Raw genomic sequence first — 25,150 nt, forward strand, 5'->3', positions numbered from 1 at the left:
ATTAATCGGTCTTTTTTACTATTAAAACCCAATCGTTGTCAAGGATCTTATAACCTTGGTCATAAACGAAAAAGTATTGCGAACCGTTCTTGTAAGTCACGATTTGTGTGATAAAATCGAAATCAAAACCGGCGTTCTGTAGTTTAAGACGATTGATTTTTGTTTTTCCTTCAAAATTATGTTCAGAAAGTATGCGGTAATTTTTGCGGAGCTTGTTGTTGATGTTCCGCATATAATTGGTTGTCGTTTTATTTTGCTTATTGTTAAAGGTATTTCGGCAAGCATCTGAACAGAATTTTTTATCTGATCTTCCAACGATTTTGTCACCACATTCGGGGCAGGTTAGATTTTCCATTTGTGTATTTATCAATTAATCTAAATTACTAAATTTCAGAAATTTAATGATTAGTCGTTGCTTTTTTCTTAATTAATTTTCCATTCTCAGTGCTCATATCTTTTTCCAAGAAATAGATTGCCATATTTTCCTTGAAAACTCTGTTCAGCAAATCCTTTTCACTTATACTTTCACATCCGGTTGGAATCAAAAACGGCTGAACAATTTTTATCCAGTTTCCTTTGATGAAAGAATAGGTTGTCATTGTGTAAGTGCAGCCATTCATCGGCGCTTGATAAATTGAGATTTCGTCGCTCCCATCATCATTCAGATCACCTTCGTTAATGAGAATAATCTCGCAACAGCCTGCTTTGATCGGTTTTAATTTTGCATCAGAAAATCGAATTTCAAATTCTGCCGGTGTACCGTTTTCTATCGGATTTCCTGTTGCTTCTTTAGTTTTGATGACAAAAGCTGTTACTTTTTTACCATTTCCCAGAAAGTTACCTTGGATTTTTTCTCCGATTTTATGTTCAGGTTTTGAATTTTGTCCGAAAGCTAAAACGCTAAAAGCCAGAAATGTTATTATAGATTTCATTTTATTAAATCAAATTATGCTCTCTAAAATTATAAAATCATTTCCATTTACAAACGATTACAAACGGATATAAATACTTTTTAACCGAATCCAGTTTTCTTTTTGATGAATATTTGCATCAGGAAATCAAGCGAAAGACAAAACACGGCTTGGTTTTAAAAGTTTAATTCAAAAATTTAATATTATGTCTTTAAGAAACAAAGTGACTCTTATTGGTCACACAGGAAAAGAAGTAGAGGTTTTCAATTTCGAAAACGGTACAAAAAAAGCAACAGTTAGTCTTGCTACAAGTGATCATTATATTAATGCTGCAGGTGAAAAAGTAGAGGAAACACAATGGCACAATCTCGTTGCTTTTGGAAAAGTGGTGGATATTCTTGAAAAGTATGTCCCAAAAGGTAAAGAAATAGCAGTAGAAGGAAAACTAACTTACAGGTCGTACGATGACAAAGATGGAACAAAACGCTTTTTGACTGAAATCAAAATAGAAGAACTCGTTCTTTTAGGATCTAATAAATAATATCAGATAAACCTTGGCAAGTCAAAACCTTGTCGAGGTTGATATTTAAATTGAATATTATGAAAGTAAAAGTTTTGAAAATCAGGATCTCCAATCAGTTTCAGAAAATGGATGAGGATTCTGTTAATGATTATTTTTCCAACTTTGAAGTGATTAGTATGGAAACAAAATTGATTGAGGACGAAATCAATTATTGGTCAATTTTAATTTGTTATAGAGAGAAATCTGGCAAACCAAATTCGAATAAAACGATTGTTCACTCAGAAGAAGAGTTAACACAAGAGGAAATGATTATTTATAACAAATTAAAAAGTTGGAGAGCCGAAAAAGCCAAACAATATCAGCTTCCGCCTTATATTATTTTTCATAATACGCATTTGATGTCCATCGCAAGACATAAACCTTGCACTCTGGAAGACCTAGAAAATGTAAATGGAATCGGGAAATCTAAAATCGAAAAATTTGGGATAGAAATCATCGAAGTTTTGGAAAATGCTTAAACGTAAAATTTACAATAAAAATAACATTCCTAAGGATAGATTTTATGATTTATCTCTTATTTTTGTTATATGCTAAACGATCAAAAAATTGAAAAATTCAGGCAAATTGTAGAAAATAAATTTCAAATCTACAATTCACTCTTCATGAGTTTGCCTTATGATAAAATGACGAATATCGGGATGTTGCTTCCTTTTCTTTATGAAGAAAGTAAAGATGGCTATAATGTCGGGAAATCTCCGGAAGAAATTGTGGAAGAGTTTTTCCAGAAACATACCGGGTTACAAACAGAAGATCAGAAACTGGAATTGTTGTTCAAAATTATTCAATATATTGAAAGACAAGTGGTTTTGTTTGATAGTATAGAGGATGCGGCTTTCCAACAATTACACTCTGAAACCGATTCTGGAACAGTTATGAATCTTTATGACAGAGCCAATCAGGAACATCATTTGACAGCCATACGAAAAAAGATGGATGACTTTGGAATTAAGATTGTCTTCACGGCGCACCCAACTCAGTTTTATCCAAATGCTGTTCAGAGAATCATCCACGATTTGCGTGATGCCATCATTAATGATTCGGTGACGCAAATTGATACCTTGCTTCAGCAATTGGGGAAAACGCCTTTTGTTAATAAAGAAAAACCAACGCCATTAGATGAGGCGATGAGCATCATTTATTACCTGAGATATGTTTATTATCAAAGTATTGGAGAGCTTTACAGAAAAATCAAACAAGTTTACGGAACATCTAATTTCACGCCGAGCCCAGATATTATTCAGTTAGGGTTTTGGCCAGGTGGAGACCGGGATGGAAATCCTTTTGTAACGGCAGATATCACTATGAAAGTGGCTGAAGAATTGAGGATTTCTATTCTTAAAGATTATTATGGACATCTTAAAATTGTAAGAAGAAGACTGAGTTTCCGTGGTGTTTCTGATGTTTTGGATAAATTGAGTAAAAACCTTTATGCTTCCATCTTCCAAAAAGAGGCGCGAATCTCAGCTGATGAAATTGTAAAAAAACTGGATGAGGCAGAAAAAATTCTTAAAGAAGAACATAACGCACTTTTCATAGATGTGTTGGATGACTTCAGAGATCGAGTGAAGATTTTCGGAACTCACTTTGCGACTTTGGATATCCGTCAGGACAGTAGAGTTCATCAAAATGTAATCGATGATATTTTCAAAAAAGTAATAGATGGAAATGCAGATTCCAGAACGGATGATGAAAAGATTCAGCTTTTGATTGATTCTAATCAGGTTTTGAATCCACAAGATTTTGAAGATGAAATGACGTGTGAAACTCTGAAAAGTATCTATAATATCAAAAAAATTCAGGAGAGTAATGGCGAGCGTGGAATGCATCGTTATATCATTTCCAACTCGGATGAAGTAAAAGATGTGATGAATGTTTATGCGATGATGAAACTTTGTGGTTATGCGGATGATGAAATCAACATCGATATAGTTCCGTTGTTTGAAACGATGGAAGGTCTTGACAGATCGGAAGAAGTGATGAGAACTTTGTACAATCATCCGATTTATAAGAAGCATCTGCAAAAACGAAACAACAAACAAATCATTATGCTTGGCTTCTCAGACGGAACCAAAGATGGTGGTTATCTGAAAGCGAACTGGCAAATCTATACTTCGAAGGAAAAACTAACAAAAATCTCTGAGGAAAACGGAGTGAAAGTTGTTTTCTTTGATGGTAGAGGTGGGCCGCCAGCGAGAGGTGGTGGAAAAACCCACGATTTCTATGCTTCGCAAGGAAAAACGATTGCGAATAATCAAATTGAGTTGACGATACAAGGGCAAACTATTACGAGTGTCTTTGGTAATAAAGATCAGGCAAAATTCAATTTTGAACAGTTGTTGACAGCTGGGATTGAGAATGATGTTTTCAAAAGTGTGAAAAAAGATTTGAATGACGGCGAAAGAAAATTAATCTCAGAATTAGCAGATATCAGTTATGGTAAATATTCTGATTTGAAGGCACATCCAATGTTTGTTCCTTATCTGCAAGAGATGAGTACTTTGGAATATTACGGTAGAACCAACATCGGAAGCCGACCAAGTAAGAGGGGAGCAGGTTCTGAACTGAAGTTTGAAGATCTTCGAGCGATTCCGTTTGTGGGATCCTGGGCTCAGCTAAGACAGAATGTTCCTGGGTTCTTCGGATTTGGCTCTGCTTTGAAGGCTTTGAAAGATGCAGGAAGATTTGATGAGATTAAAGAACTTTATAAAGGTTCGGACTTCTTCAAAACGCTAGTTCTCAACTCGATGATGAGTATGAACAAAACTTATTTCCCATTGACTTATTATATGAGAAATAATGAGAAATTCGGTGAGTTCTGGAATATTCTTTTCGCTGAATTCTCTTTGTCTAAAGAAATGATGCTTGAGCTAACTGGTTACAATATCCTTATGCAGGAAGAACCTATTAACAGAAAATCTATCAGGATTAGAGAAAAAATTGTGCTTCCATTATTAAGTATTCAACAGTATGCTTTAATCAAAATCCAAAAAGGAGAAGGTGATCGTGAGGCTTATGAGAAGCTTGTGATGCGTTCTTTGTTTGGAAATATTAATGCTAGTAGAAACTCGGCTTAGGAGTAAATTATGAGTTATAAATCATAAATTGATCTAAGACGATATAAAAAAAACTCTCAATCATTTGAGAGTTTTTTTTATCATTAATAACTCAAAATAAATTTTTGCTTTGATGATTAAAAGGAAAAGAATTGATAATCATCCAAAGAAAAACTGCAAAACCAAGTTTGCTATAATTTCTGCAATCCAACTGAAAAGGTATGAGTGCTATAACGCTTAAAACGGATACCCAAAACATTATTTTTATAGAAATTTTAGCTTTAAAAATATATTTCGTAATATTTTGAAATGCTAATGATCCTAAAAAAGCACCTATGAAAATTGTTGGTGTAACTCTGTCATTATACCAATAGCTTATAGATGCCAAGTAAAAAACCAAGTTACTCACTACTAAATATTTTATTAAATCTAATTTGTTTCGTTTATAGCCTGCTGCAAGTAAAGGAAAAAGTATGGCTCCAAATAATATCAAAATAGGAACGATTCTTTCATCACCATTTTTTTCAAGCATAATACCGGAAATCCAAAATAAAATTGGTGCTATTATGCAATAGATGAATCTTTTATACATTGATGGAAGAATTATAGTTGTGATTGCGAATATAATTCTTTTGCATTGTTTTACTCCTTAATAAAATTGAAACAAAAGAAATTTACCATTGCCAATATTATCCAAAACGGTGAAGCAAATACAATGGCGAAAACGAACATTGGAATAATGCCTTTAAAGCCTGCTGTTACAATATTATCCATTGGTAAGCGCGTTCCAATTGAGGTAAAAATACAAGCGATCATCATTCCTAATAGACTTAGAAGAATAGAAGTACCGGCGAGTCGCCATTTTGATTTTTGTTTTATATTTTGTTGTAAACGATAAAATGAAAATCCGTAAAGAATAATTATAAAGAAAGAAATAGTGAGGCGATAAATGATTGCCAAATCAGGAAACATCAATAAAGCCAAGTTGCCAATAATTAAATTGAGAACGATACAAAGTATGGCAATTGATTTAAATCAGTTAGACATTTCTTAATGGAATTGTGTTGTGTAAATATAACAGATACTTCGGAAAGAAAAAACCTCACAAAGCAATGATTTGAAAATGTATTTGTTATAATCTTATTAATATTGATTAGACTACGATGGCATAAATTCTGATAAGTAGCTAATACCAAATCACAAAATTATGGCAATAGAACTACATTTGAAAAAGAACGAAGCATTGAAATTAACCTTATTAATTTCCAAAGAAAACTACAATCCACATTTGGAACAGCGTTATTTTTATGCTGGAGCTTATGCTGACAAGGAGGCTCTGAAAAAGTACATCAATGAGGATATCTATTTCTATGATCTTTACATCACTTATCATAATTTTCATCAGGATGTTCCAACTAAATAAATTCTATGATTGTATTTAATTAGCAATGGCTCAATTTGTGCAAGTAGGACTAAAATCAAAATTCAATTATTATATACAAGAAAATACTTGCAGGTCTTGGCGGAGCGATTGCCCTGAACCTTTTGCAAAACTCATCTATGATAAAATAAAATAGGAAATAAAAAAGCCTCGTTTCAAATTAAGGAAATGAGGCTTTATTCTTTATAAAAGTGAAAACTTAAACTTTTAAGATTTCCGCTTCTTTTACTTTCAAATGTTCATCAGCTTTCTTAACATAAGAATCTGTCAAATCCTGGATGTCTTTTTCAACCCCTTTAATAAGGTCTTCTGCAACACCTTCCAATCTTTTCAGTTCTTTGTTACCTTCTTGTCTTGCGTTTCTGATGGTTACTTTTGTCTGATCAGTTTCTCCTTTTGCCTGTTTTGCCAATTCGCGTCTTCTGTCCTCTGTTAAAGGCGGAACATTGATAATGATAACATCACCATTGTTAGACGGTGCAAATCCAAGGTTAGAGTTTACGATTCCTTTTCCAATTGCTCCCAAAGCTGTTCTGTCCCAAGGCTGGATAGAAAGCGTCATTGCATCTACCACAGAAACGTTGGCAACTTGACTAAGTGGAGTAGGTGCACCGTAATATTCTACCATTACATCCTGTACCATAGCTGTAGAAGCACGACCTGCTCTAATCTTTTGAAAAGCGTGATCCAAATGCTTGATTGCAGCATCCATCTCTTGCTTTACCGATGCTACAATGAGTCCTAATTCTTCCATTGTATATTTAAAATTTGATAATTGACACATATTTTATTCATAAATGATAATTTATAAACGATAAATGATTCGATATTGATATCATTTATCACTCATTTAATTATCAATTATACGTTAACTAAGGTTCCGATATTTTCTCCGTCTACCAGTTTTTCCAGGTTACCTTCTTTGTTCATATCAAAAACGATGATTGGTAACTTGTTCTCGTGGCTCAAAGTGAAAGCGGTCATATCCATAACTTTCAGATTTTTTTCAAAAACCTCATCGAAAGATAGGCTGTTGAATTTCACGGCGTCTGCATTTTTTTCAGGATCACTGTCGTATATTCCGTCCACTCTGGTTCCTTTTAAGATTACATCTGCATCAATTTCGATTGCTCTAAGTGTTGCAGCAGTATCTGTCGTGAAATATGGATTTCCAGTTCCAGCTCCGAAGATTACAACACGTCCTTTTTCCAAATGACGAACGGCTTTTCTTTTGATGAAAGGTTCAGCTACTTTGTCCATTTCGATGGCAGATTGCAATCTTGTGATAATTCCGGCATCTTCCAAAGCGCCTTGTAGAGCCATTCCGTTGATAACCGTTGCAAGCATTCCCATATAATCTCCCTGAACGCGGTCCATTCCTTTTGCAGCGCCGGCTAATCCTCTGAAAATATTTCCACCACCGATAACAATCGCTACTTCGCAGCCTTTGTCTACTACTTTTTTGATTTCGACTGCATACTCTTTCAGTCTATCGTTATCGATGCCGTATTGGCGTTCTCCCATAAGTGCTTCACCACTCAATTTCAGAAGGATTCTTTTATATTTCATTTAGCTTGTAATTACTTTTTGATTTTTATTTCAAATTTTGACTGTGCAAATATAATGAAAGCAAAAGAATTACGTTAATGAAAAAGATAGTAGTCCAAAAATTTTGATACGCATCAAAATAGATTATTTTTGCAAAGCCAAAAGACAGTGTTGAAGAAGTTTTACAATCTTTTTTTTATCGCAATTTCCAGTGTGGTTTTCTCTCAAACGGGAACCTCGGTTTATCAGTTTCTTAATATTCCGATTTCTCCAAGGCAGGCAGTTTTGGGAGATGCTATTTCTGTTCGGGATTATGATGTCAATTTTACAGCAGCCAATCCGGCTCTTATGAATCTTGCAATGGATAAAATGTTATCCGTCAATTATGCGTCATATTTAGCTGATACCAAAATTGGAAGTGTCAATTATGTTCGTGATTTAGGTGAAGGACATTTAGCATCATTCAGTGCAAGATATATGGATTACGGAAGTATGCCAAGAACGGATGAGAATTCTATTGTTAATGGTGATTTTTCTGCGATGGATGCTTCTGTCGGACTTGGTTATGCTTATCAGTTTGAAGATAATTTCACGATTGGAATCAATGGGAATTTCGTAACCTCAAAGATTGATACATACACGTCATCTGCTGTTACGGCAAGCGCAGGAGTTACTTATCATTTTGACAAAACCAATGAAACCTTAGCCTTGGTTTTTAGGAATTTTGGATATCAAATCAAACCATATAACGGTGTAAGAGAAAGATTACCTTTCCGTGTGGATCTTGGTTACACTAAAATTTTGGACGAATTTCCAGCTGCATTAACTATTACAGCGCACGATCTTCAGCAATTTAATATCTCTGCAGAAACAGATATTAATGGACAACCTACCAAATTCGGGAGAAAAGTTTTGGATCATATTTCTTTGGGTGCAGAATTATTTCCTGGTCAGGCTTTCAATATCAGATTCGGATATAATGTCAAGAGAGGAGGAGAACTGGCAGTGTTGGATCAAAGAAGTTTTACAGGTTTGTCTGCAGGTTTTAGTTTGAAGATTTCTTCTTTCCGGTTTGATTATTCCCATATGCGTTATCACAATGCTTCCAATGTCAATATGTTGGGTCTTACAATGGATTTGATAGAACTTGGCGGAAACAGGAGATAGAATTCTTTACTTTAATTTTCTTCAATATTTAATTTTTATTTTTTTGACATACTCATTACATTTGCAGTATGACAAAAAAACCGGTAATTGCTATCGATGGCTTTTCATCCACAGGAAAAAGTTCGATTTCTAAAATCATCGCCAAAAGATTAGGTCTTATCCATATGGATACAGGCGCGCTTTACAGAGGTATTACTTTTTATGCTATTCAGAATTGTGCAGATAATGATGGTAATATTGATTTGCAAAAATTAATTTCTTCTCTTCCTAAAATCAATTTAGAATTTCAAAATATTGATGGAGAACTGATTCTGTTTCTTAATGGAAAAAATATTGATAAAGAAATCCGTTTTCCTCAGGTTTCTGATAATGTAAGTCAGGTTGCGAAAGAAGCCGATGTCCGTAATTTTCTGCTGAAGACTCAAAGAGATATTGCTGAAAAAGGCGGTGTGATAATGGATGGCAGAGATATCGGAACAGTTGTCCTTCCTAATGCGGATTACAAATTTTTTATGACAGCAAGTCAGGATGAGCGTGTCAGAAGACGTTTTCTTGAATTGGAACTGGCAGGTGAAAAGACAGATGTGGAAACTGTGAAACAAAACCTAATCTCTCGTGACAAAATAGATAGCGAAAGAGAAGTTTCTCCTCTGAAACAAGCCGATGACGCTATTTTGATTGATAACACCAATATCAACAAAGAAGAAACGATTGAACTGATTTTGTCCTATATCAAAAAGTTTTAACAAAATTTTAATACCTTTATTTTTTCTTTGGCATTTTAGTTGTAAATTTAGAATCATCAAATCGAATTTACAATAAACTAAAAATTATAAATAATGTCAAAAAAATCAAATTCAGCAGCTGTGTTAGCAGCATTGTTAGCAGGAGCTGCAACAGGAGTTATATTAGGATTACTTTATGCTCCAGAAGAAGGTAAAGAAACCAGAAAAAAAATCAGAGAAAAAGCAAACGACTTGAAGGATAAAGCTGTAGATGAATATGGTAAAACTTCTGAAAAAGTGAGAGATGCTTATTCTGATGTTTCTCACAATGTAAAAGATAAGTATCAATCTCTTTCTTCTACTTTCAAAGAAACAGCTCAAAATGTAGCTTCTACTGTTAAAGACAGTTATGATAAGTACAAAGATCAGATTGTTTCCAAAACTTCTGACGTTGTAAAAGATGTAGAAACAGAATTAGATGGTTTGAAATAGCCTAATCTGATATAGTTATAAAAAGGAATTTAGTTTCTAAATTCCTTTTTTTGTAAATAATTGTGTAATTTTAAAACTAATAAGATTCTTATGATTGATATTATAAAAGATTATACGACCAAACGTCTGGATCTGATCAAACTCCAGTTCACGGAAAAATCGTCACTTTCAGCGGGAATTATTGCGTTTCTATCTATATTATTAATTGCATTTTCTTTTTTTATTATCTTATTCAATTTCGGAATTGCATTTCTCATTGGACAATCTTTAGGTAATGCTGCACACGGATTTTTGATTGTTGCAGGATTCTATTTTGTGTTGATGATAATCGTTTTCCTGATGAAGAAAAAAATTGTAACCGTTGTAGCAAACCAAGTTATTGACTTCTTAAAAAAATAATTATGGCGACTAAATATACTAACTTAGATGAGTTGAGAAGTGAAAAAAGACTTCTTAAAAAGGAGATTGGAGAGTTGGAAGATATTCTGACCTTCAAAAGTAAAAAAGAAAGTCTGGGAGTTTTGACGCACGGTTTTACCGATAAATATTTAAAAGAAACTCAAAATGCAGAAGGTGAGAACGAGCTTTCTCTGGATACGCAAAATATAATGCGGGAAATATCGTCTGGTTTAAAAGAATCTGCTTCCAAAAAAAATGTGATGAGTTTGGCTAACGATAGTTTATCTTCCGGATTATTGGAAACCACAATTAAAATGGGAGTTGTATCTTTGGTAGGAAATTTTGCAAAAAAAAGCGTGATGAATAAAAACTGGAAAAGAAAAGTATTGGGGCTTGCATTGATTTATGTAGCACCTTATGCCCTTAGATTTGCACGAAAAAAACTGGATGAGTTCCAGAGAAATAAAACGGCGAAAAGCTTAGAAAAATTGATTTAGTTATAAATCAATTTTTTTATTTTTTAGAGAATATTTCTCCCAAAATGATTCCTGTTGACATAGAAACATTCAAACTTTCTGTGGATTGATTTTTCCCAAATCTCGGGATGGTAATCATTTTAGTAATCAGATTTTCTGTAGAAGGTCTCAGTCCATTGCCTTCGTTTCCAAAAACTAAAGAGAATTTTTCAGGAAATTCGGTTTTATAAATATTCTCTCCATCCATATCGGTTCCAAGGATTGGATGCTCGTAAGTTGACAGATAATCTTCCAAATCTACATAACAAACATTAACTCTTAGGAAAGAACCCATCGTTGCTTGTATCACTTTGGGATTATAAACATCTACAGTATCATTACTGCAAATAATCTGTTCTATCCCAAACCAGTCTGCCAATCTGATGATCGTTCCCAGGTTTCCGGGATCCTGAATTCCGTCCAAAACCAATTGAATTGAAACATCTTTCAGAACTTTATTTTCTGGAATCTTGCAAACTGCTACAGAATCTTTCGGAGTTTGTAAAAAGCTGATTTTTTTGAGTTCAGCGGGCAAGATTTTTGTTTCGTTTGCCGTTTTTATATTTAATACCTCGGGATCAATGGAATACAGGTCGGTAATTTCGTAATCAGAATTTGGTAGTTCTTTTATGATTTTATTACCTTCAACTAAAAACAAATTGTATTTTTGCCTGTATTTCTTTTTGTCCAGAGATTGTATAGTCTTTATAGTATGAGCCGTAAGCATATCAACAAATATTTTCAAAAATATCATATATTTTATTACTCCGCAATTTTCAGTGTGTTTTTGTACGCATGTAATGTAACGAAAAAAGTTCCTGACGGTGAGTATCTGTTGACAGCCAACAAATTCCAATATACAGACGGTAAAATTTTCTCAGACGAAATCCCTGATCTTGTAGCACAGAAACCTAATAAAAAAACACTTTTGGTTCTTCCTTTAGGAGTTGGTCTTTATAATATGGCAAATCCTAAATACGATACAATTCTGAAAGAGTATATGACCTATCCCAGCGAAATGAGAAATCAAAAGCTGAGGGATTCACTTTTTAAGAAGTTTGATCATCCGGAATTTGTCGGGCGAAATTTGTTTTGGAATCGATTCTTCCATACTGTTGGAGAAGCTCCCGTGATTTATAGCGACGCAAAAACGAAACAAAGTGCGAAAAGTATTAATAACAGATTGATTAATCGTGGTTATTGGGATGCTCAAGTTACAACTAATGTAAAAAGAGATTCTGCTGGTAAAAAGGCAGAAGTTGATTACATTATTACTCATAAAGATCCGACTTATACCAAGGATTATTTCTATAATATTCCGGATCAGAATGTCAGAAGTATCTACGAGTCTCAATTGACCAAAAGTCTTGTCAGAAAAGGACAAATTCTGGATGAAACGGTTTTGGAAAAAGAAATTACAAGGATTAATGATTTGATGAAAGAAGAGGGTTATTATAAATTCAATAATGACAATCAGGATATTTATTTCGTTGCTGATTCCTTGCAAAGCCGAAAAAATGTTCCTTTGGTAATGAACATTATTAAGGATTCTATAGGAACACCTTACAGAAAAGCCACCATTGGAAAAATTACAGTTTCTGTTGCCGGTAATTTGAATAATGCAGATAAACTTCCGTTGAAGGACAGTATCCGGGGAATCAATATTTTTAGAAGAGATAGCTCTTATAAAGCGAATGCACTTTGGTTGCCAATTATCCTGAAACCTGGTGACATTTACAAACAATCAAATCTTGATCTCACAAGAAGAAATCTGATTTCAATGAATAATTTTACAATTCTTAAAGCTGCTGATTTTCTACGTAAAGAAGGAACCGCTGCGGAAAGAGACAGTATTATAGATGTTGAATATGTTCTGAGACCTTTGCCAAAATATGAGTTCAATATTGCAACAGATATCCATTATTCTCAGATTCTGAATTTCGGTTTTTCCCCTTCTGTAGATTTGACAACAAGAAATGTTTTTGGAGGCGCAGAGAACCTTGTGACAAGTTTTTCAGGTGTAATAGGAACAACTAAAGATCCTAAAAATCCGGATGCAATTTTTAATGCTTATGAATTATCTGCTCAGGCATCGCTACAGTTTCCAAGATTGTTGGTTCCTTTTAAAAAGTATTATAAAGTAATTCCGAAGAGATATTCGCCGATTACCAGTATCAACCTGGGAGCATCTGTTCAGAATAACATTGGTTTGGGGAGAATCAACTTCAATGCGGGGCTTAATTATTCAGCGAATGTTGATGAAGGAAGAATTCAGCATAGATTGACTTTATTTAATACTCAATTAAGTTTAACTCAAAATAAAGACCGTTATTACGAATATTTTCCTGCTGAAGACGTCATAAGACAGGCTGTTTTTGGTTGGTATGAAGATGTTTATCCGGATGTGAATGCTAATAATTATTCATATGATCAGATTTCCAGAATGATTGTGAATGATCAGGCGTTTTTAGCGTCGATTCCGGCTGGTGATCAAGATATTCTGAATGCATTCAGGCAGTCTTTGCTTAATAAAGATAGACAGACACAAGATGTTATTATTTCTTCAATCATTTATAATTTCACTTATAACGAGATTGGAAAAAAAGAATACACCAACCCAATATTTTTCAGTGGCAAAGTAGAGTTTGCAGGTAACACACTTAGTCTTTTGACTCATAAAGAAAAAGAAGATGGAGTAGTGTCGGGTAACTCTAAAACGATATTCAAAATTCCGTATTCTCAGTTTATCAAATTTGATTTCGATTTCAAAAAATATTTTACATTTTTCAACGACAGAGTTAAACCACATACATTAGCATTTAGACAGCTTGTTGGAGTCGGGATTCCTTATGGTAATTCATCAACAATGCCCTTCATTCGTTCTTATTTCAACGGTGGAGCCAACGATATCAGAGCTTGGGTTGCATTTGGAGGTTTGGGTCCGGCAGATTCTCAGTTAGATGAAAGAGTCCGTTCCTATGCTATGGACAATGTGAAACTGACAACCAGTGTAGAATATCGTTTGCCTTTGACTAATATGTTTGAAGCTGCCCTTTTTACAGATGCCGGGAATATTTGGGGATTAAAAGATAACGGTTACGGCGATCAATTCAAATTCAAAAAATTCATTTCTCAAATGGGAGTTGGTAGTGGTTTCGGAATCAGGATGAATATTGCTTATGTCAATCTGAGACTTGATTTCGCTTACAAAATGCACGATCCTAACCGTCCAAAAGGAAGCCGTTGGGTTATAGATGAAATTAAACCTCTGCAACCAACTGTCAATTTTGCAATCGGATATCCTTTCTAAATCATTATTTCATAAAAAATGCGCTGGCTCAAATTTATTTTAATTATATTATTTTGTCTTTTCGGAATCTATTCTATATCCATGAATTTTGTGGATGAAAGCAAGAGTTTTACCCATCAGTCAGAAATCAATTATCCTGTTGATAAGGTTTTTCCTCAGTTCAACAATCTTCAGAATTTTGCAGCCTGGAACGATTTTTTTGCTGGTAAGGAAGATTTGACTTATTCATTTTTTACACCTTACGAAGGTTTGGGAAGTGCAATGAATTTTTCCGATAAAAAAAATAACAAATTGGGCGATTTGTTTATCCGTTATTCCAATGTCAATCGAACGGTGCGTTATCAGCTTTTCGATGGCGAAAGTGCTAATCCGTATTTGATAGATGTGAAATTTGTTCCCAATGGACAAAAAACTAAATTATTCTGGAACATCCATACGCCAAAAAGAGATTATCTGGAGCGTTCTCTCAATCTTATTGCTGAAGATTTTTTCGTTGAGAATATTGATAAAAGTATGAAAAATCTTTATCAATTATTAGGTAATAAAGTTGATAGAGATCAGAAATTAGCCTCAATCAAATACGACAGTATTATGGTTGAGAATCGTGATGGAGAATTGCTTCTAGGAGTCAATGTCAGCACCCGAAATACCAAAGATATTCTTTTCAAAAACGTCATAATGAACCATGGAAAAGTAGTTAATTATGTTAGGTCAGATTTAGGAAAAAAAGATGATGAGTTTGGGATGCCTGTACTTCTTACTAATCCGGCTAACCTGAAAGATAAAGAGGTTTCTTATTTCTATGGTGTTCCATTGTCGAAAAGAATTTCTGTGAGTGATAATAATTTCAGTTTCCAAACACTCAATGCTTCTAAAGTTTATTACATCTATTATCAGGGGAATTATAACAACCGTGTGAAAAATATTCAGGAGCTTCTCAAAAAGGCTAAAAAAGATACTTTGAGAAACGGTCAGCTAATGGAAGAGTTCTTGGAAGAACCAATTGATAATCAAGATGTAAAACTCAAATTATCTTTGCCGGTTTATCGATAGAAAAATCTGATAAATATCATGTATATTTACTGGAATAAATCACTCCTTTAAACATTAGTCCGCAAAAATTTAGTAAATTTGTTGGCAATTATTTAAAATTAAAATTTTAACAGATAATCTGTAATAATGGATAAATTTTCATTTCTAAATGCCGTACATGCTCAGTTGATTGATGATATGTACGAGCAGTACAAAAAATACCCAGATGCTCTAGAACCTTCTTGGAAAGCTTTTTTCCAAGGTTTTGATTTTGCATTGGAAAATTACAGCGATGAAGATGCGACATCACAGTCCGTTTCTCAATCAGCTCCAGTTCAATATGCTCAGCAAGCAGTTACAAACAATGCTGTTTCAGAAGATATTTCAAAAGAATTCAAAGTGGTGAACCTAATCGAAGCTTACAGGTCGAGAGGTCACCTTTTTACAAAAACCAATCCTGTAAGAGAAAGAAGACATTATTTTCCAACACTTGAAATCGAAAATTTTGGCTTGTCTAAAGAAGATTTGAATAAAAAATTCAATTCTGCGACGCAAACCGGGATGCCAGGTCCTGCAACATTGCAGGAGATTATTACACATTTAGAAAACATTTATTGTGATTCTATCGGTGTGGAGTATATGCATATCCAAAATGTTGAGGAGAAAAAATGGATTATGGAATGGGTGAATGTTAACGAAAACCATCCGACATTATCTGCTCAGGAAAAAACAGAAATCCTTTTCAAACTAAACCAAGCGGTGGCATTTGAAAATTATTTGCATACAAAATTCGTTGGTCAAAAACGTTTTTCTTTGGAAGGAGGCGAATCTTTGATTCCTGCATTGGATCAATTGATTACACGTTCATCACAATTAGGCGTTGATGAGGTTGTTCTTGGAATGGCTCACAGAGGTCGTCTGAATGTTTTGACTAATATTTTCCAAAAGTCTTACAAACAGATTTTCTCAGAATTCGAAGGAAAAGAGTTTGAAGAAGATGTGTTCTCTGGTGATGTCAAATACCACTTGGGTTCTTCTAAAAAAATTACAACGGCAAACGGAGAAGAAGTTAGAATCAACCTTACTCCTAATCCATCGCACTTGGAAACCGTTGCTGCGCTTGTAGAAGGAATCTGCAGAGCAAAAGTGGATAACGTTTACAAAGATGATTATTCTAAAGTTTTACCAATCGTAATCCACGGAGATGGGGCTATTGCCGGGCAAGGTATTGTTTACGAAATCGCTCAGATGATGAATCTGGAAGGTTACAGAACGGGTGGAACTGTTCACATCGTTGTGAATAATCAGGTTTCTTTTACGACAAACTATCTTGATGCAAGGTCTTCAGTTTATTGTACGGATATCGCAAAAGTAACGGATTCTCCGGTGATGCATATCAATGCAGATGATGTGGAAGCGGTTGTTCATGCGATTAGATTTGCTGCGGATTTCCGCGCGAAGTTTGGTAAAGATGTTTATATCGATCTTTTAGGTTATAGAAAATATGGTCATAACGAGGGTGATGAACCAAGATTTACACAGCCTAATCTTTATAAATTAATTTCAAAACATCAGAACCCAAGAGAAATCTACAAAGAACTTTTGATTAAGGAAAATGTAGTTTCAGATGAAGTTTTGAAAAAAATGGAGCAGGAGTTCAAAGCTTTGCTTGATGAAAACTTTGATGCTTCCAAAGAAATCGAAAGAAATACAATGGACATCTTTATGAAAGATGACTGGACAGATTTCCCAATCGGTGGAAAAGGCGCTGTTGCCAATTCTACCATCGATACAAAATTTGATTTAGAAAAATTAAAAGAATTAGCGATTAAAATTTCGACCCTTCCTGCAGATAAGAAATTCATTAACAAGATTACTCGTCTTTTTGAGAACAGAATCAAAATGGTGGAGAATAATTCTTTGGATTGGGCAGTTGCCGAATTATTGGCATATGCTACGCTTTTGACAGAAGGTTACAATGTGAGAATCTCTGGAGAAGATGTGGAAAGAGGAACATTCTCTCACCGTCACGCTGTTGTGAAAACAGAAGATACAGAAGAGGAATATATCCCATTAAGACACGTTAATGAGCAAAGATTTGATGTTTATAACTCTCATCTTTCTGAATATGGTGTTTTAGGATTTGATTACGGTTATGCGATGGCTGCGCCTAAAACATTGACCATTTGGGAAGCTCAGTTTGGAGATTTTACGAATGGTGCTCAGATTATTGTTGACCAATATCTGGTTGCTGCTGAGGAAAAATGGAAAATCCAAAACGGAATGGTGATGATGTTGCCTCACGGTTCTGAAGGCCAGGGTGCGGAACACTCTTCTGCAAGACTGGAAAGATTCTTGACACTTTCAGCTAACGAAAATATAATCGTTGCTAATATCACTTCTCCTGCAAATTATTTCCATTTGTTGAGAAGACAAATGAAATTCGGATTCAGAAAACCATTGGTTATTATGACGCCGAAATCTTTATTGAGACATCCAAAAGTGGTTTCTCCTTTAGAAGATTTGGCAAACGGAAGTTTCCAGCCGATTTTGGACGACCCAACTGCTGACCCGGCAAAAGTGGAAAGATTGGTGCTTTGTACGGGTAAATTGTACTACGATTTATTAGCCAAGAAAGAAGAGCTTAATGATGATAAAGTTGCTTTGGTAAGATTAGAGCAAATCTATCCTTTGAATTTGGATAACATTAATGCCATCTTCGATAAGTATAACAACAGAAAAGATTTAATCTGGGCTCAGGAAGAACCAGAAAATATGGGTGCTTGGAGTTATATTTTGAGAAACTTCAGAAACACAGATATCCAGTTGATTTCTCCAGTTGCTAGTGGAACGCCAGCGCCGGGAAGTCATAAGATGTTTGAGAAAAATCAGACCAAAATCATCAACGATGTTTTCCAAACGGATGATGCCCCTGCAAAAAGACCAGTAACAGCTTAATAAAATTAATAAACTATAAAGAATAACAATCTCCAGATTGTTCTGAAATTAAAAACAAATATTAGTATGTCAATATTAGAAATGAAAGTTCCTTCACCGGGAGAATCTATCACAGAAGTAGAAATTGCAACGTGGTTAGTACAAGACGGTGATTACGTAGAAAAAGACCAGCCAATTGCAGAAGTAGATTCTGATAAGGCAACTTTGGAACTTCCTGCTGAGCAAAGCGGAATTATTACTTTGAAAGCTGAAGAAGGAGAAGTAGTACAAGTTGGACAAGTGGTTTGTCTTATTGATATGGATGCGGCTAAACCTGCAGGTTCTGCGGCTCCAGCTGAAGAAAAACCTAAAGAAGAGACAAAAGCAGAAGTTAAAAAAGAAGAACCAGCTCCAGTAAAAGCAGAAGCTGCAAAAACTGAAACTTACGCTTCTCAAACACCTTCACCTGCTGCTAAAAAAATCCTTGACGAGAAAGGAATCAGCGCATCTCAAGTAACAGGTTCTGGCAGAGATGGCAGAATTACCAAAGATGATGCGGTAACGGCTTCTGTTCCTGCAATGGGAAGTGCTCCAGCTGGTGGAAACAGAGCTCAAACGACTACAAAACTTTCAGTTCTTAGAAGAAAGATTGCTGCAAGATTAGTTTCTGTTAAAAATGAAACGGCAATGTTGACAACTTTCAACGAGGTTGATATGTCAGAAATCTTCAGAATCAGAAAACAATACAAAGAAGAATTTGCAGCTAAGCACGGAATTGGACTTGGTTTTATGTCTTTCTTTACAAAAGCGGTGACGAGAGCATTGAAACTTTATCCGGACGTAAATGCTTCTATCGACGGTGATTTCAAAATCAATTACGACTTTGCAGATATTTCTATCGCTGTTTCCGGACCAAAAGGTTTGATGGTTCCTGTTCTTAGAAATGCAGAAAATATGACTCTTAGAGGTGTTGAAGCTAACATCAAAGATTTGGCAACTAAAGTTAGAGATGGAAAAATCACTGTTGACGAAATGACTGGTGGTACTTTCACTATTACAAATGGTGGAACTTTCGGTTCTATGATGTCAACGCCGATTATCAATCCTCCTCAATCTGCAATCTTGGGAATGCACAACATTATCCAAAGACCGGTTGCGGTTGACGGACAAGTGGTTATCAGACCAATGATGTATGTGGCGATGTCTTATGACCACAGAATCATCGATGGAAAAGAATCTGTAGGTTTCTTAGTTGCTGTGAAAGAAGCAATTGACAATCCAGTAGAATTCCTAATGGATGGTGACGAAAGAAAAGCATTAGAATTGTAAGAGATTACAATCAAGATATTTAAAGAGAGCAATTTTGCTCTCTTTTTTTTGTTAAATAATTATTATTTGGGCAGCTATTTCCGTCTTCCGCTCCCAATCTTTTTTTGCAGAACCATTTGATATTAAATAGAAATTTTGTACAAGCAAAAAAAGGATTTCCGCTCAAGTCGGGCTGCATATTCGACATCAAAACAACAGTTACCTTAAAAACATATTTTTGTCATTTTGAAAGAATCTAAACCTAGTCGTCGAGATTCCTCCGGAATGACAAAAACACTTTTATGAAACTTTGATCAGTTTTGAGGTTTATGCTGAGCTTGTCGAAGTACCTTTGTGAACTTTAAAATATTTTCAATAATTAATAAAATCTTTGCGGACTTTGCGTTCAAAAAATATTCTCACAAAAACAAAAACCATTTCCAAAATTCACAATTAATCCTTACTTTTGAGCAATGGAAAATTTCATCGTATCCGCACGCAAGTACCGTCCGCAAGAGTTTGACACTGTTGTTGGACAATCTCATGTTACAGATACTTTGGAACACGCTATCGACGAAAGTCAACTTGCCCAGGCATTGCTTTTCTGCGGACCAAGAGGTGTAGGTAAAACAACTTGTGCCAGAATACTTGCCAGAAAAATCAACGAAAAATCTGGTGCAGCAGATGATGATGGATTTGCATTTAACATTTATGAGTTGGATGCGGCTTCCAACAACTCTGTGGATGACATCAGAGAATTAATAGACCAAGTAAGATTTGCGCCTCAGGTCGGAAAGTATAAAGTTTATATTATCGATGAGGTTCATATGTTGTCTCAGGCTGCTTTCAACGCTTTTTTGAAAACTTTAGAAGAACCGCCAGCTCACGCTATTTTCATCTTGGCGACTACTGAAAAACATAAAATCATTCCAACGATTCTTTCCAGATGTCAGATTTATGATTTCAAAAGAATCACGATTGAGGATATCCAAGAGCATTTGAGAAAAATTGCTGAAAAGGAAAGTATCACTTACGAAGATGATGCACTTTATTTGATTGCTCAAAAAGCTGATGGAGCTTTAAGGGACGCTTTGTCAATCTTTGATAGATTAAGCACATTTTCCCAGAAGAATATTACACTTGAAAAAGCTGCGGAAGTTCTCAATATTTTAGATTACGATCAGTATCTTAAAATCGTTGACTTAGCAAAAGCAAATGACATTCCGAGTGTTTTGACTGCTTTTGATGAAATTGTTAAAAAAGGTTTCGACCCGCATATTTTCATTGCCGGATTGGGGAATCATTTCCGAGATCTGATGATGGCCCAAAATCCTAAAACTTTGAATCTTATCGAAGTTGGAGAAAAAACGAAATCCAAATTCGCTGAACAATCTCAGAAATGGTCGGCTCAACAATTAATTGATGGAATTGAAATTTGTAATTTCGCCGATATTAATTATAAAAATTCCAAAAACCCTAGATTGACTGTGGAAATTGCGTTAATGCAATTATCAAGTCTGACTGCAGGTTTGGAAGCTAAAAAAAAAAGTTCTTAATATTAGCGCCGCTTCTTGAGGCTAATTTAATTTCCGATAATAAACCTGTTTCTACAGAACCAAAAGTTCAAGCTGAACCAAAGCCCGAACCGGTAAAATCCGTTTTTGAAGAACCAAAAAAAGTTATTCAGAAAGCTTCTGAACCCATTGCCAGAAGTTCGTCTAATTCTCAATTCAGTATCAAAGCGGCTTTAGAGAAAAAGGAAGAAGTCAAGAAAGACGAATTTTCAGAAATAAAGGATGAAAACCTTCCGTCGAATCATTTTTCTCAGACGGATTTGGACAGAGAATGGGAAATTTTCCTGAAAAACACTTCAAAAACCAACACATTTCTTTACAATGCTATCAGTAGTTTTAAGATGGAGAAATCTGATGAGAACCTTGTGGTTGTAAAGTATTCGTCAGAATTTGCTAAATCAGAATTTGATAGAGTCAGCCCAGAGTTTTTTAACCATTTCAGACACAAAGTCAATAATTTTAAATTTGAAATCGACTATCAAACAGACTTAACGATTAAAAAAGAAGTGATGACCAAAAGAAAAATCTTCGAAAAGTTTGTTGAGATTAATCCTCTATTGAAAGATTTGGATGACTTGATGCGATTTGATCTTTCATAAAATAATTTTTTTTGTAGAAGATAGTATTGGAAAATTTTTTTTGCTGTCATCAGTATTTTTTGTGATATACTCCTGTCTTTTTTTGATAAATTCTGTTGGTCTCATCCCATTGATTTCCCTGAATAAATTAGAAAAATTGGTTCTGGACGCAATACCACATTTTTCTGCCAAAGTTTCTATTTTGTAGTTCAGATATACTTTGTCAGTGTATAATTTATTAGTGATATAATTAATTCTTAGTTCACCAAGATATCTATTGAAATTCATTCCTTTGTGATCATTAATAACTTGAGAAAGATAGGTTGAGTTGGTTCGTAATTTATGCGCCAGCTTATTGATTGTTAATCCATTTTCAATATAGCCACATTTGTCTTCAAAGGATTTTAATTTACACAATAGGTTTTCTACCAAGTTTTCGTTGAGAGGACATTTCTCTGTTTCCCCGTGATGTTCTGGTATTTCTATTTTGATTTTATCTTGAGCTAAAGTATAAATGCTGTTCAAAATTTTATCTTCCAGTATTTTATAATTGATTCTGGTTTTTCTTTCATTTTTTTCTTTCATTACCAGAAGTAGCATTAAAGTTATTGCTACAGAAGACAATATGCCAACAATCCAAGCTCCAAGGGAATTAGTATTGTTCAACTTGTCTTGTAGGATTTTTGTGTCAAACTCTTTGTGGATAGTAGAAGAGAGATAGGCAAAATCTTTGTTGATAATTCTGTCGGCTTTTAGAAGTTGCTTGGTGTAGTAGAGCTCTTTGTCTGTGTCTTTTTGATCTTTATAATGAAAAATCAGTAATTCGTAATTTTCTCTAAGTTCAGGGAGTATGAAATTATGTTTTTGAAAAACAGAATCAACTTTTTTGAAATACAAAATCGCTTTAGTGGGATTATTGTTAGCTAAATATGACTTTCCGATGTAGAAATAATTGACTGTTGCCCACGAAAAATCTTTAATCTTTAAAAGAGGTCTCTGAGATTCTTGTAATGAAGAAATAGCACTTGTGAATTTCTTGTTTCGGAATGCCTCAATTCCTTTTTCCTTTAGAAAATAACCATATTCCTGTGTGTAATCTGGATTGTTTTGTGTTTGTGATAATCCAGTATTGATAAGGGAGTTTAAAGTTTTATAATTTTTAAGATTTCTCTGGCAGACGATAATTCTGTGCAAAGTATTGTAATAACCTTTTTTGTTATTAAAGATAATATTGGGATGTGCTTTTTCCTGAATTCCGTTGTAGAAAAATTGATTGGCTTTTTGAAAATGTTCTAATGCAGAATCGTAGTAACCAAGGTAGCTTTTCACTACACCAAGATGATAAAGAATTTCATTTTTCAGATATTCATCTTTAGTATTTTCTGAGTATTGATAAGCCTTCAAATATTGATCTAAAGCAGATTTATATTTTTTATAATTGAAATAATAAATAATACCTTTTCCCAAAAAAGCGTCGCTTATCAAATCACTATCTTTTGTGGATAAAGCCGATAGAATAGTGCTGTCAGCATACTTCAATTTATCTTTTGATGAAGGCGTATAGAAAACAGCATCTTTATAAGCCTGAACCAATTGGTAGTTGTTCTTTTCCTTTTTTGAAAGTGATATTGCTTTATTTAGGAATTGGAAAGCTCGGCTATCATTCTCTGGGAGATATTCATAATTTTTTTTCAGTTCATAAAAATCACTGAACTGTTTTTGCTGAGAATAGAGATTCTTAGATATTAGAAGTAAAGTAATGAAATAGATTTTTTTCATACCTCTTCAAATTAGTGATTAAGTTTAGATAATTAAAATTAATCAAAATTTGTGCTAATTCAAGAAAAATAATTATTAAAAAAATAAAATTTAATATGATTAATGCGAATGTTTTATTAATAATGCGGTATTGTTTGATTGGTAATAATCATATAAAATATTGTGTGCTTATTTGGAAATAAGCACCAAGCTTAGTTTTAAAAGCAAAAGATTGTCAATAGATTTGATGAAAGAATTCTAATAACCGGCCGGGATAAACTTCAAAATTTTTTAACAATGAAAAAGATTATCTCAACTATTTTGACATTAGCAATAGTAATTATTGCGCAATCTTGCAGACCGCAAGATGACATTTTAACAGCTAATAATGAAATTAGCCAAGAAAACTCGGTTTTCAAAAAAAGCAGTGACAGTGTACAAACAGATAGTACCAATGTTCCGCAAAAGCCAGTCGTAGGAGATCCGCCTCCGAAGAATGGTCATCAATGGTAACTTCATTATTTTAATAATCGATAATAATAAAAACTAATAACCGTGAAAACCTACAAAAACATAATCATAATTATATGTAGAAAAAAGTATTAATAGTGGTGATTTTACTGTAGGTAGTTAAAGAGATAGCATTGATTTATGCTTTTAACAATAATATTTAATACGAGACTCATGAAAAAATACTTCAGCTTATTCGTTGTTTTTGTATTAACGAATATTTTACACGCACAGGTTGGGATCAATACATCCACTCCCAAATCAACTTTGGACATAAATGGAAATTTAAAAATCCGAACATTACCTGTTGTTTCAGCTTATCCAGCCAGTGATCAGGTAATTTTAATTTTGGATAAAAATGCTACAACTGGTGATTTCGAGGTTAAGCAAATTAGCGCAGATATATTATTTGGAGGCCATGCTTATTACGCTTCAAAAACCGGATCTTGGTCTTTATTGAACCTTGCAATAGGCGATTCTTGGTATAAATTAAATCTTACAGGTACTGCAGATACGAAATTAGGCGACCCATCACGTTTTACTGATGGCGTATATACAGCACCACAATCTGGCGTTTATTCTGTCAACTATGAGATTCAGCTGGCTTCAGGTGTAGATATTGAAGTTTTAGGGGGCAAGAGAATTGGTCTTATAAAAAATAATACTGTAGTTTGGGATGAGAAACTTTTTGATGCTGTTAGAGTTGCTATTAATGTTCCATTGGTTCTGACACTTACTCTCGCAGCTATTCCTGTCAATTCTACATCACTTAACTCTATGGTGCATTTAAACGCTGGAGAAACCTTAACATTTGCTCTCAACACGTCAGGCGTTTTACCCATAAATCTGGGGCTTTTGACTACTGCAAAAGTGAATATTAATATCCATAAAATATCAAATCAAACGCAATAATTGTTAAATCAGATTCTAAGTAAGAATCGAATATTAAATTTAAATTTTGTAAAAGCAGATTCGTCTGCTTTTATTTTTTTATCTAGAATTGAGCTAAGTTTGATATTAATTTATATATTTGTCAAAGATTTCTTCGACACAAGAAGAAAAAATATCAACCAAAACAAGCTAAAAGTCCTTTAACAAAGGATTTATAAAATGGAATCAAATCAATTTCCATATTTTACAACTTCAAGATCTGTCATTTCTTTTGACAGATTATTTAGCTTTTTTGGATTTTATTACGGAAATTTCAGAACCTATTACCGATTTTATTGGCTTAGCTAACTGAATTTCTTTCTCAAAAAACGCGCGGAACAATTTCAATCCGTAACACATTTAAAATTTTTTTAACGGT

General features: G+C 34.2%; 25 protein-coding genes. 18 read left to right on the plus strand and 7 right to left on the minus strand.

The features are described 5' to 3' along the window. Position 1 precedes the first annotated feature (1 nt). Together BUR19_RS03375 and BUR19_RS03380 are read right to left on the minus strand one after the other, a co-directional pair. Positions 2-355: a DUF2116 family Zn-ribbon domain-containing protein gene (locus BUR19_RS03375; protein WP_074233507.1), complete on the minus strand. Its 354-nt coding sequence runs from the start codon at positions 353-355 to the stop codon at positions 2-4. Between the two features lie 43 nt (positions 356-398). Beyond that, entirely contained in the window at positions 399-932 is a 534-nt protein-coding gene (locus BUR19_RS03380) for a hypothetical protein (protein WP_074233508.1), read from the minus strand. 184 nt (positions 933-1,116) lie between these two features. Between BUR19_RS03380 and BUR19_RS03385 the strand changes: the two genes are divergently transcribed. The 3 genes from BUR19_RS03385 (at position 1,117) to BUR19_RS03395 (ending at position 4,568) form a co-directional block, all read left to right on the plus strand. Beyond that, a complete protein-coding gene (locus BUR19_RS03385; RefSeq protein WP_074233509.1) occupies positions 1,117-1,452 on the plus strand; it encodes a single-stranded DNA-binding protein in 336 nt (111 codons plus the stop codon). 59 nt (positions 1,453-1,511) lie between these two features. Next, positions 1,512-1,952, plus strand: a complete 441-nt coding sequence (locus BUR19_RS03390) for an HRDC domain-containing protein (protein ID WP_074233510.1) — start codon at positions 1,512-1,514, stop codon at positions 1,950-1,952. Positions 1,953-2,021: 69 nt separating this feature from the next. Beyond that, entirely contained in the window at positions 2,022-4,568 is a 2,547-nt protein-coding gene (locus BUR19_RS03395) for a phosphoenolpyruvate carboxylase (protein WP_074233511.1), read from the plus strand. Positions 4,569-4,659: 91 nt separating this feature from the next. On the opposite strand, the gene BUR19_RS03400 is transcribed toward BUR19_RS03395, so the two are convergent. Beyond that, on the minus strand, positions 4,660-5,139 hold the full coding sequence (locus BUR19_RS03400) for a hypothetical protein (RefSeq protein ID WP_139297251.1): 480 nt from the start codon (positions 5,137-5,139) through the stop codon (positions 4,660-4,662). A gap of 66 nt (positions 5,140-5,205) precedes the next feature. On the opposite strand from BUR19_RS03400, the gene BUR19_RS03405 reads away from it, so the two are divergent. Both BUR19_RS03405 and BUR19_RS03410 read left to right on the plus strand, forming a co-directional pair. Further along, positions 5,206-5,445 carry a hypothetical protein gene (locus tag BUR19_RS03405; RefSeq protein ID WP_074233513.1) on the plus strand — a complete coding sequence of 80 codons (240 nt, stop codon included), beginning with the start codon at positions 5,206-5,208 and terminating at the stop codon, positions 5,443-5,445. A gap of 309 nt (positions 5,446-5,754) precedes the next feature. Then, the gene (locus BUR19_RS03410) at positions 5,755-5,970 is read left to right on the plus strand and encodes a hypothetical protein (protein WP_074233514.1); all 216 of its coding nucleotides are present in this window, start codon (positions 5,755-5,757) and stop codon (positions 5,968-5,970) included. A 217-nt stretch (positions 5,971-6,187) separates the two neighbouring features. Here the strand turns inward: BUR19_RS03410 and frr are convergent, their stop codons facing one another. Both frr and pyrH read right to left on the minus strand, forming a co-directional pair. Continuing rightward, the gene (gene frr / locus BUR19_RS03415; RefSeq protein ID WP_074233515.1) at positions 6,188-6,742 is read right to left on the minus strand and encodes a ribosome recycling factor; all 555 of its coding nucleotides are present in this window, start codon (positions 6,740-6,742) and stop codon (positions 6,188-6,190) included. 107 nt (positions 6,743-6,849) lie between these two features. After that, positions 6,850-7,557 carry a UMP kinase gene (gene pyrH, locus BUR19_RS03420; protein WP_027383816.1) on the minus strand — a complete coding sequence of 236 codons (708 nt, stop codon included), beginning with the start codon at positions 7,555-7,557 and terminating at the stop codon, positions 6,850-6,852. 147 nt (positions 7,558-7,704) lie between these two features. Between pyrH and porQ the strand changes: the two genes are divergently transcribed. The 5 genes from porQ (at position 7,705) to BUR19_RS03445 (ending at position 10,816) form a co-directional block, all read left to right on the plus strand. After that, positions 7,705-8,703, plus strand: a complete 999-nt coding sequence (gene porQ / locus BUR19_RS03425) for a type IX secretion system protein PorQ (protein WP_379955510.1) — start codon at positions 7,705-7,707, stop codon at positions 8,701-8,703. Positions 8,704-8,771: 68 nt separating this feature from the next. Then, positions 8,772-9,449 (plus strand): (d)CMP kinase, encoded by a 678-nt coding sequence (gene cmk / locus BUR19_RS03430; RefSeq protein WP_074233516.1) that lies wholly within the window; start codon positions 8,772-8,774, stop codon positions 9,447-9,449. A gap of 93 nt (positions 9,450-9,542) precedes the next feature. Then, entirely contained in the window at positions 9,543-9,920 is a 378-nt protein-coding gene (locus tag BUR19_RS03435; protein WP_074233517.1) for a YtxH domain-containing protein, read from the plus strand. 90 nt (positions 9,921-10,010) lie between these two features. Further along, positions 10,011-10,319, plus strand: a complete 309-nt coding sequence (locus BUR19_RS03440; RefSeq protein WP_074233518.1) for a phage holin family protein — start codon at positions 10,011-10,013, stop codon at positions 10,317-10,319. A gap of 2 nt (positions 10,320-10,321) precedes the next feature. Continuing rightward, positions 10,322-10,816, plus strand: coding sequence for a hypothetical protein (locus BUR19_RS03445; RefSeq protein WP_074233519.1), 495 nt, complete (start codon positions 10,322-10,324; stop codon positions 10,814-10,816). 16 nt (positions 10,817-10,832) lie between these two features. On the opposite strand, the gene BUR19_RS03450 is transcribed toward BUR19_RS03445, so the two are convergent. Beyond that, positions 10,833-11,561 carry a TrmH family RNA methyltransferase gene (locus BUR19_RS03450; protein WP_074233520.1) on the minus strand — a complete coding sequence of 243 codons (729 nt, stop codon included), beginning with the start codon at positions 11,559-11,561 and terminating at the stop codon, positions 10,833-10,835. Here BUR19_RS03450 and tamL point away from each other — a divergent pair. From tamL to BUR19_RS03480, 6 genes are all read left to right on the plus strand, one after another. Further along, positions 11,547-14,144, plus strand: coding sequence for a translocation and assembly module lipoprotein TamL (tamL, locus tag BUR19_RS03455; protein ID WP_083600631.1), 2,598 nt, complete (start codon positions 11,547-11,549; stop codon positions 14,142-14,144). The genes BUR19_RS03450 and tamL overlap by 15 nt on opposite strands. A gap of 81 nt (positions 14,145-14,225) precedes the next feature. After that, positions 14,226-15,197, plus strand: a complete 972-nt coding sequence (locus BUR19_RS03460) for an SRPBCC family protein (protein ID WP_245799014.1) — start codon at positions 14,226-14,228, stop codon at positions 15,195-15,197. A gap of 126 nt (positions 15,198-15,323) precedes the next feature. Further along, entirely contained in the window at positions 15,324-18,134 is a 2,811-nt protein-coding gene (locus BUR19_RS03465; protein WP_074233522.1) for a 2-oxoglutarate dehydrogenase E1 component, read from the plus strand. 66 nt (positions 18,135-18,200) lie between these two features. Then, positions 18,201-19,442, plus strand: a complete 1,242-nt coding sequence (gene odhB, locus BUR19_RS03470) for a 2-oxoglutarate dehydrogenase complex dihydrolipoyllysine-residue succinyltransferase (RefSeq protein ID WP_074233523.1) — start codon at positions 18,201-18,203, stop codon at positions 19,440-19,442. 452 nt (positions 19,443-19,894) lie between these two features. Then, entirely contained in the window at positions 19,895-20,977 is a 1,083-nt protein-coding gene (gene dnaX / locus BUR19_RS03475) for a DNA polymerase III subunit gamma/tau (RefSeq protein ID WP_074233524.1), read from the plus strand. Between the two features lie 278 nt (positions 20,978-21,255). Then, complete coding sequence (locus BUR19_RS03480) at positions 21,256-21,594, plus strand: hypothetical protein (protein ID WP_074233525.1); 339 nt, start codon at positions 21,256-21,258, stop codon at positions 21,592-21,594. Here the strand turns inward: BUR19_RS03480 and BUR19_RS03485 are convergent. Continuing rightward, entirely contained in the window at positions 21,589-23,352 is a 1,764-nt protein-coding gene (locus tag BUR19_RS03485; protein WP_074233526.1) for a helix-turn-helix domain-containing protein, read from the minus strand. The two genes, BUR19_RS03480 and BUR19_RS03485, sit on opposite strands and share 6 nt — an antisense overlap. Positions 23,353-23,628: 276 nt before the next feature. On the opposite strand from BUR19_RS03485, the gene BUR19_RS03490 reads away from it, so the two are divergent. After that, on the plus strand, positions 23,629-23,844 hold the full coding sequence (locus BUR19_RS03490; RefSeq protein WP_074233527.1) for a hypothetical protein: 216 nt from the start codon (positions 23,629-23,631) through the stop codon (positions 23,842-23,844). A 171-nt stretch (positions 23,845-24,015) separates the two neighbouring features. After that, complete coding sequence (locus BUR19_RS03495) at positions 24,016-24,753, plus strand: hypothetical protein (protein ID WP_074233528.1); 738 nt, start codon at positions 24,016-24,018, stop codon at positions 24,751-24,753. Positions 24,754-25,150 lie beyond the last annotated feature (397 nt).

It is taken from the genome of Epilithonimonas zeae, assembly GCF_900141765.1.
Taxonomy (GTDB): Bacteria; Bacteroidota; Bacteroidia; order Flavobacteriales; family Weeksellaceae; genus Epilithonimonas; species Epilithonimonas zeae.

What these genes read in the sequence shown, in the direction of transcription:
- dnaX (WP_074233524.1), top strand. Translation starts at nt 19,895, where the DNA reads ATGGAAAATTTCATCGTATCCGCACGCAAGTACCGTCCGCAAGAGTTT.
- BUR19_RS03390 (WP_074233510.1), top strand. Translation starts at nt 1,512, where the DNA reads ATGAAAGTAAAAGTTTTGAAAATCAGGATCTCCAATCAGTTTCAGAAA.
- BUR19_RS03450 (WP_074233520.1), bottom strand. Translation starts at nt 11,561, where the DNA reads ATGCTTACGGCTCATACTATAAAGACTATACAATCTCTGGACAAAAAG.
- BUR19_RS03380 (WP_074233508.1), bottom strand. Translation starts at nt 932, where the DNA reads ATGAAATCTATAATAACATTTCTGGCTTTTAGCGTTTTAGCTTTCGGA.
- frr (WP_074233515.1), bottom strand. Translation starts at nt 6,742, where the DNA reads ATGGAAGAATTAGGACTCATTGTAGCATCGGTAAAGCAAGAGATGGAT.
- BUR19_RS03375 (WP_074233507.1), bottom strand. Translation starts at nt 355, where the DNA reads ATGGAAAATCTAACCTGCCCCGAATGTGGTGACAAAATCGTTGGAAGA.
- BUR19_RS03490 (WP_074233527.1), top strand. Translation starts at nt 23,629, where the DNA reads ATGAAAAAGATTATCTCAACTATTTTGACATTAGCAATAGTAATTATT.
- BUR19_RS03435 (WP_074233517.1), top strand. Translation starts at nt 9,543, where the DNA reads ATGTCAAAAAAATCAAATTCAGCAGCTGTGTTAGCAGCATTGTTAGCA.
- BUR19_RS03485 (WP_074233526.1), bottom strand. Translation starts at nt 23,352, where the DNA reads ATGAAAAAAATCTATTTCATTACTTTACTTCTAATATCTAAGAATCTC.
- BUR19_RS03385 (WP_074233509.1), top strand. Translation starts at nt 1,117, where the DNA reads ATGTCTTTAAGAAACAAAGTGACTCTTATTGGTCACACAGGAAAAGAA.
- cmk (WP_074233516.1), top strand. Translation starts at nt 8,772, where the DNA reads ATGACAAAAAAACCGGTAATTGCTATCGATGGCTTTTCATCCACAGGA.
- pyrH (WP_027383816.1), bottom strand. Translation starts at nt 7,557, where the DNA reads ATGAAATATAAAAGAATCCTTCTGAAATTGAGTGGTGAAGCACTTATG.
- BUR19_RS03440 (WP_074233518.1), top strand. Translation starts at nt 10,011, where the DNA reads ATGATTGATATTATAAAAGATTATACGACCAAACGTCTGGATCTGATC.
- BUR19_RS03445 (WP_074233519.1), top strand. Translation starts at nt 10,322, where the DNA reads ATGGCGACTAAATATACTAACTTAGATGAGTTGAGAAGTGAAAAAAGA.
- BUR19_RS03395 (WP_074233511.1), top strand. Translation starts at nt 2,022, where the DNA reads ATGCTAAACGATCAAAAAATTGAAAAATTCAGGCAAATTGTAGAAAAT.
- BUR19_RS03400 (WP_139297251.1), bottom strand. Translation starts at nt 5,139, where the DNA reads ATGTATAAAAGATTCATCTATTGCATAATAGCACCAATTTTATTTTGG.
- BUR19_RS03410 (WP_074233514.1), top strand. Translation starts at nt 5,755, where the DNA reads ATGGCAATAGAACTACATTTGAAAAAGAACGAAGCATTGAAATTAACC.
- tamL (WP_083600631.1), top strand. Translation starts at nt 11,547, where the DNA reads ATGAGCCGTAAGCATATCAACAAATATTTTCAAAAATATCATATATTT.
- odhB (WP_074233523.1), top strand. Translation starts at nt 18,201, where the DNA reads ATGTCAATATTAGAAATGAAAGTTCCTTCACCGGGAGAATCTATCACA.
- BUR19_RS03460 (WP_245799014.1), top strand. Translation starts at nt 14,226, where the DNA reads ATGAATTTTGTGGATGAAAGCAAGAGTTTTACCCATCAGTCAGAAATC.
- BUR19_RS03495 (WP_074233528.1), top strand. Translation starts at nt 24,016, where the DNA reads ATGAAAAAATACTTCAGCTTATTCGTTGTTTTTGTATTAACGAATATT.
- BUR19_RS03465 (WP_074233522.1), top strand. Translation starts at nt 15,324, where the DNA reads ATGGATAAATTTTCATTTCTAAATGCCGTACATGCTCAGTTGATTGAT.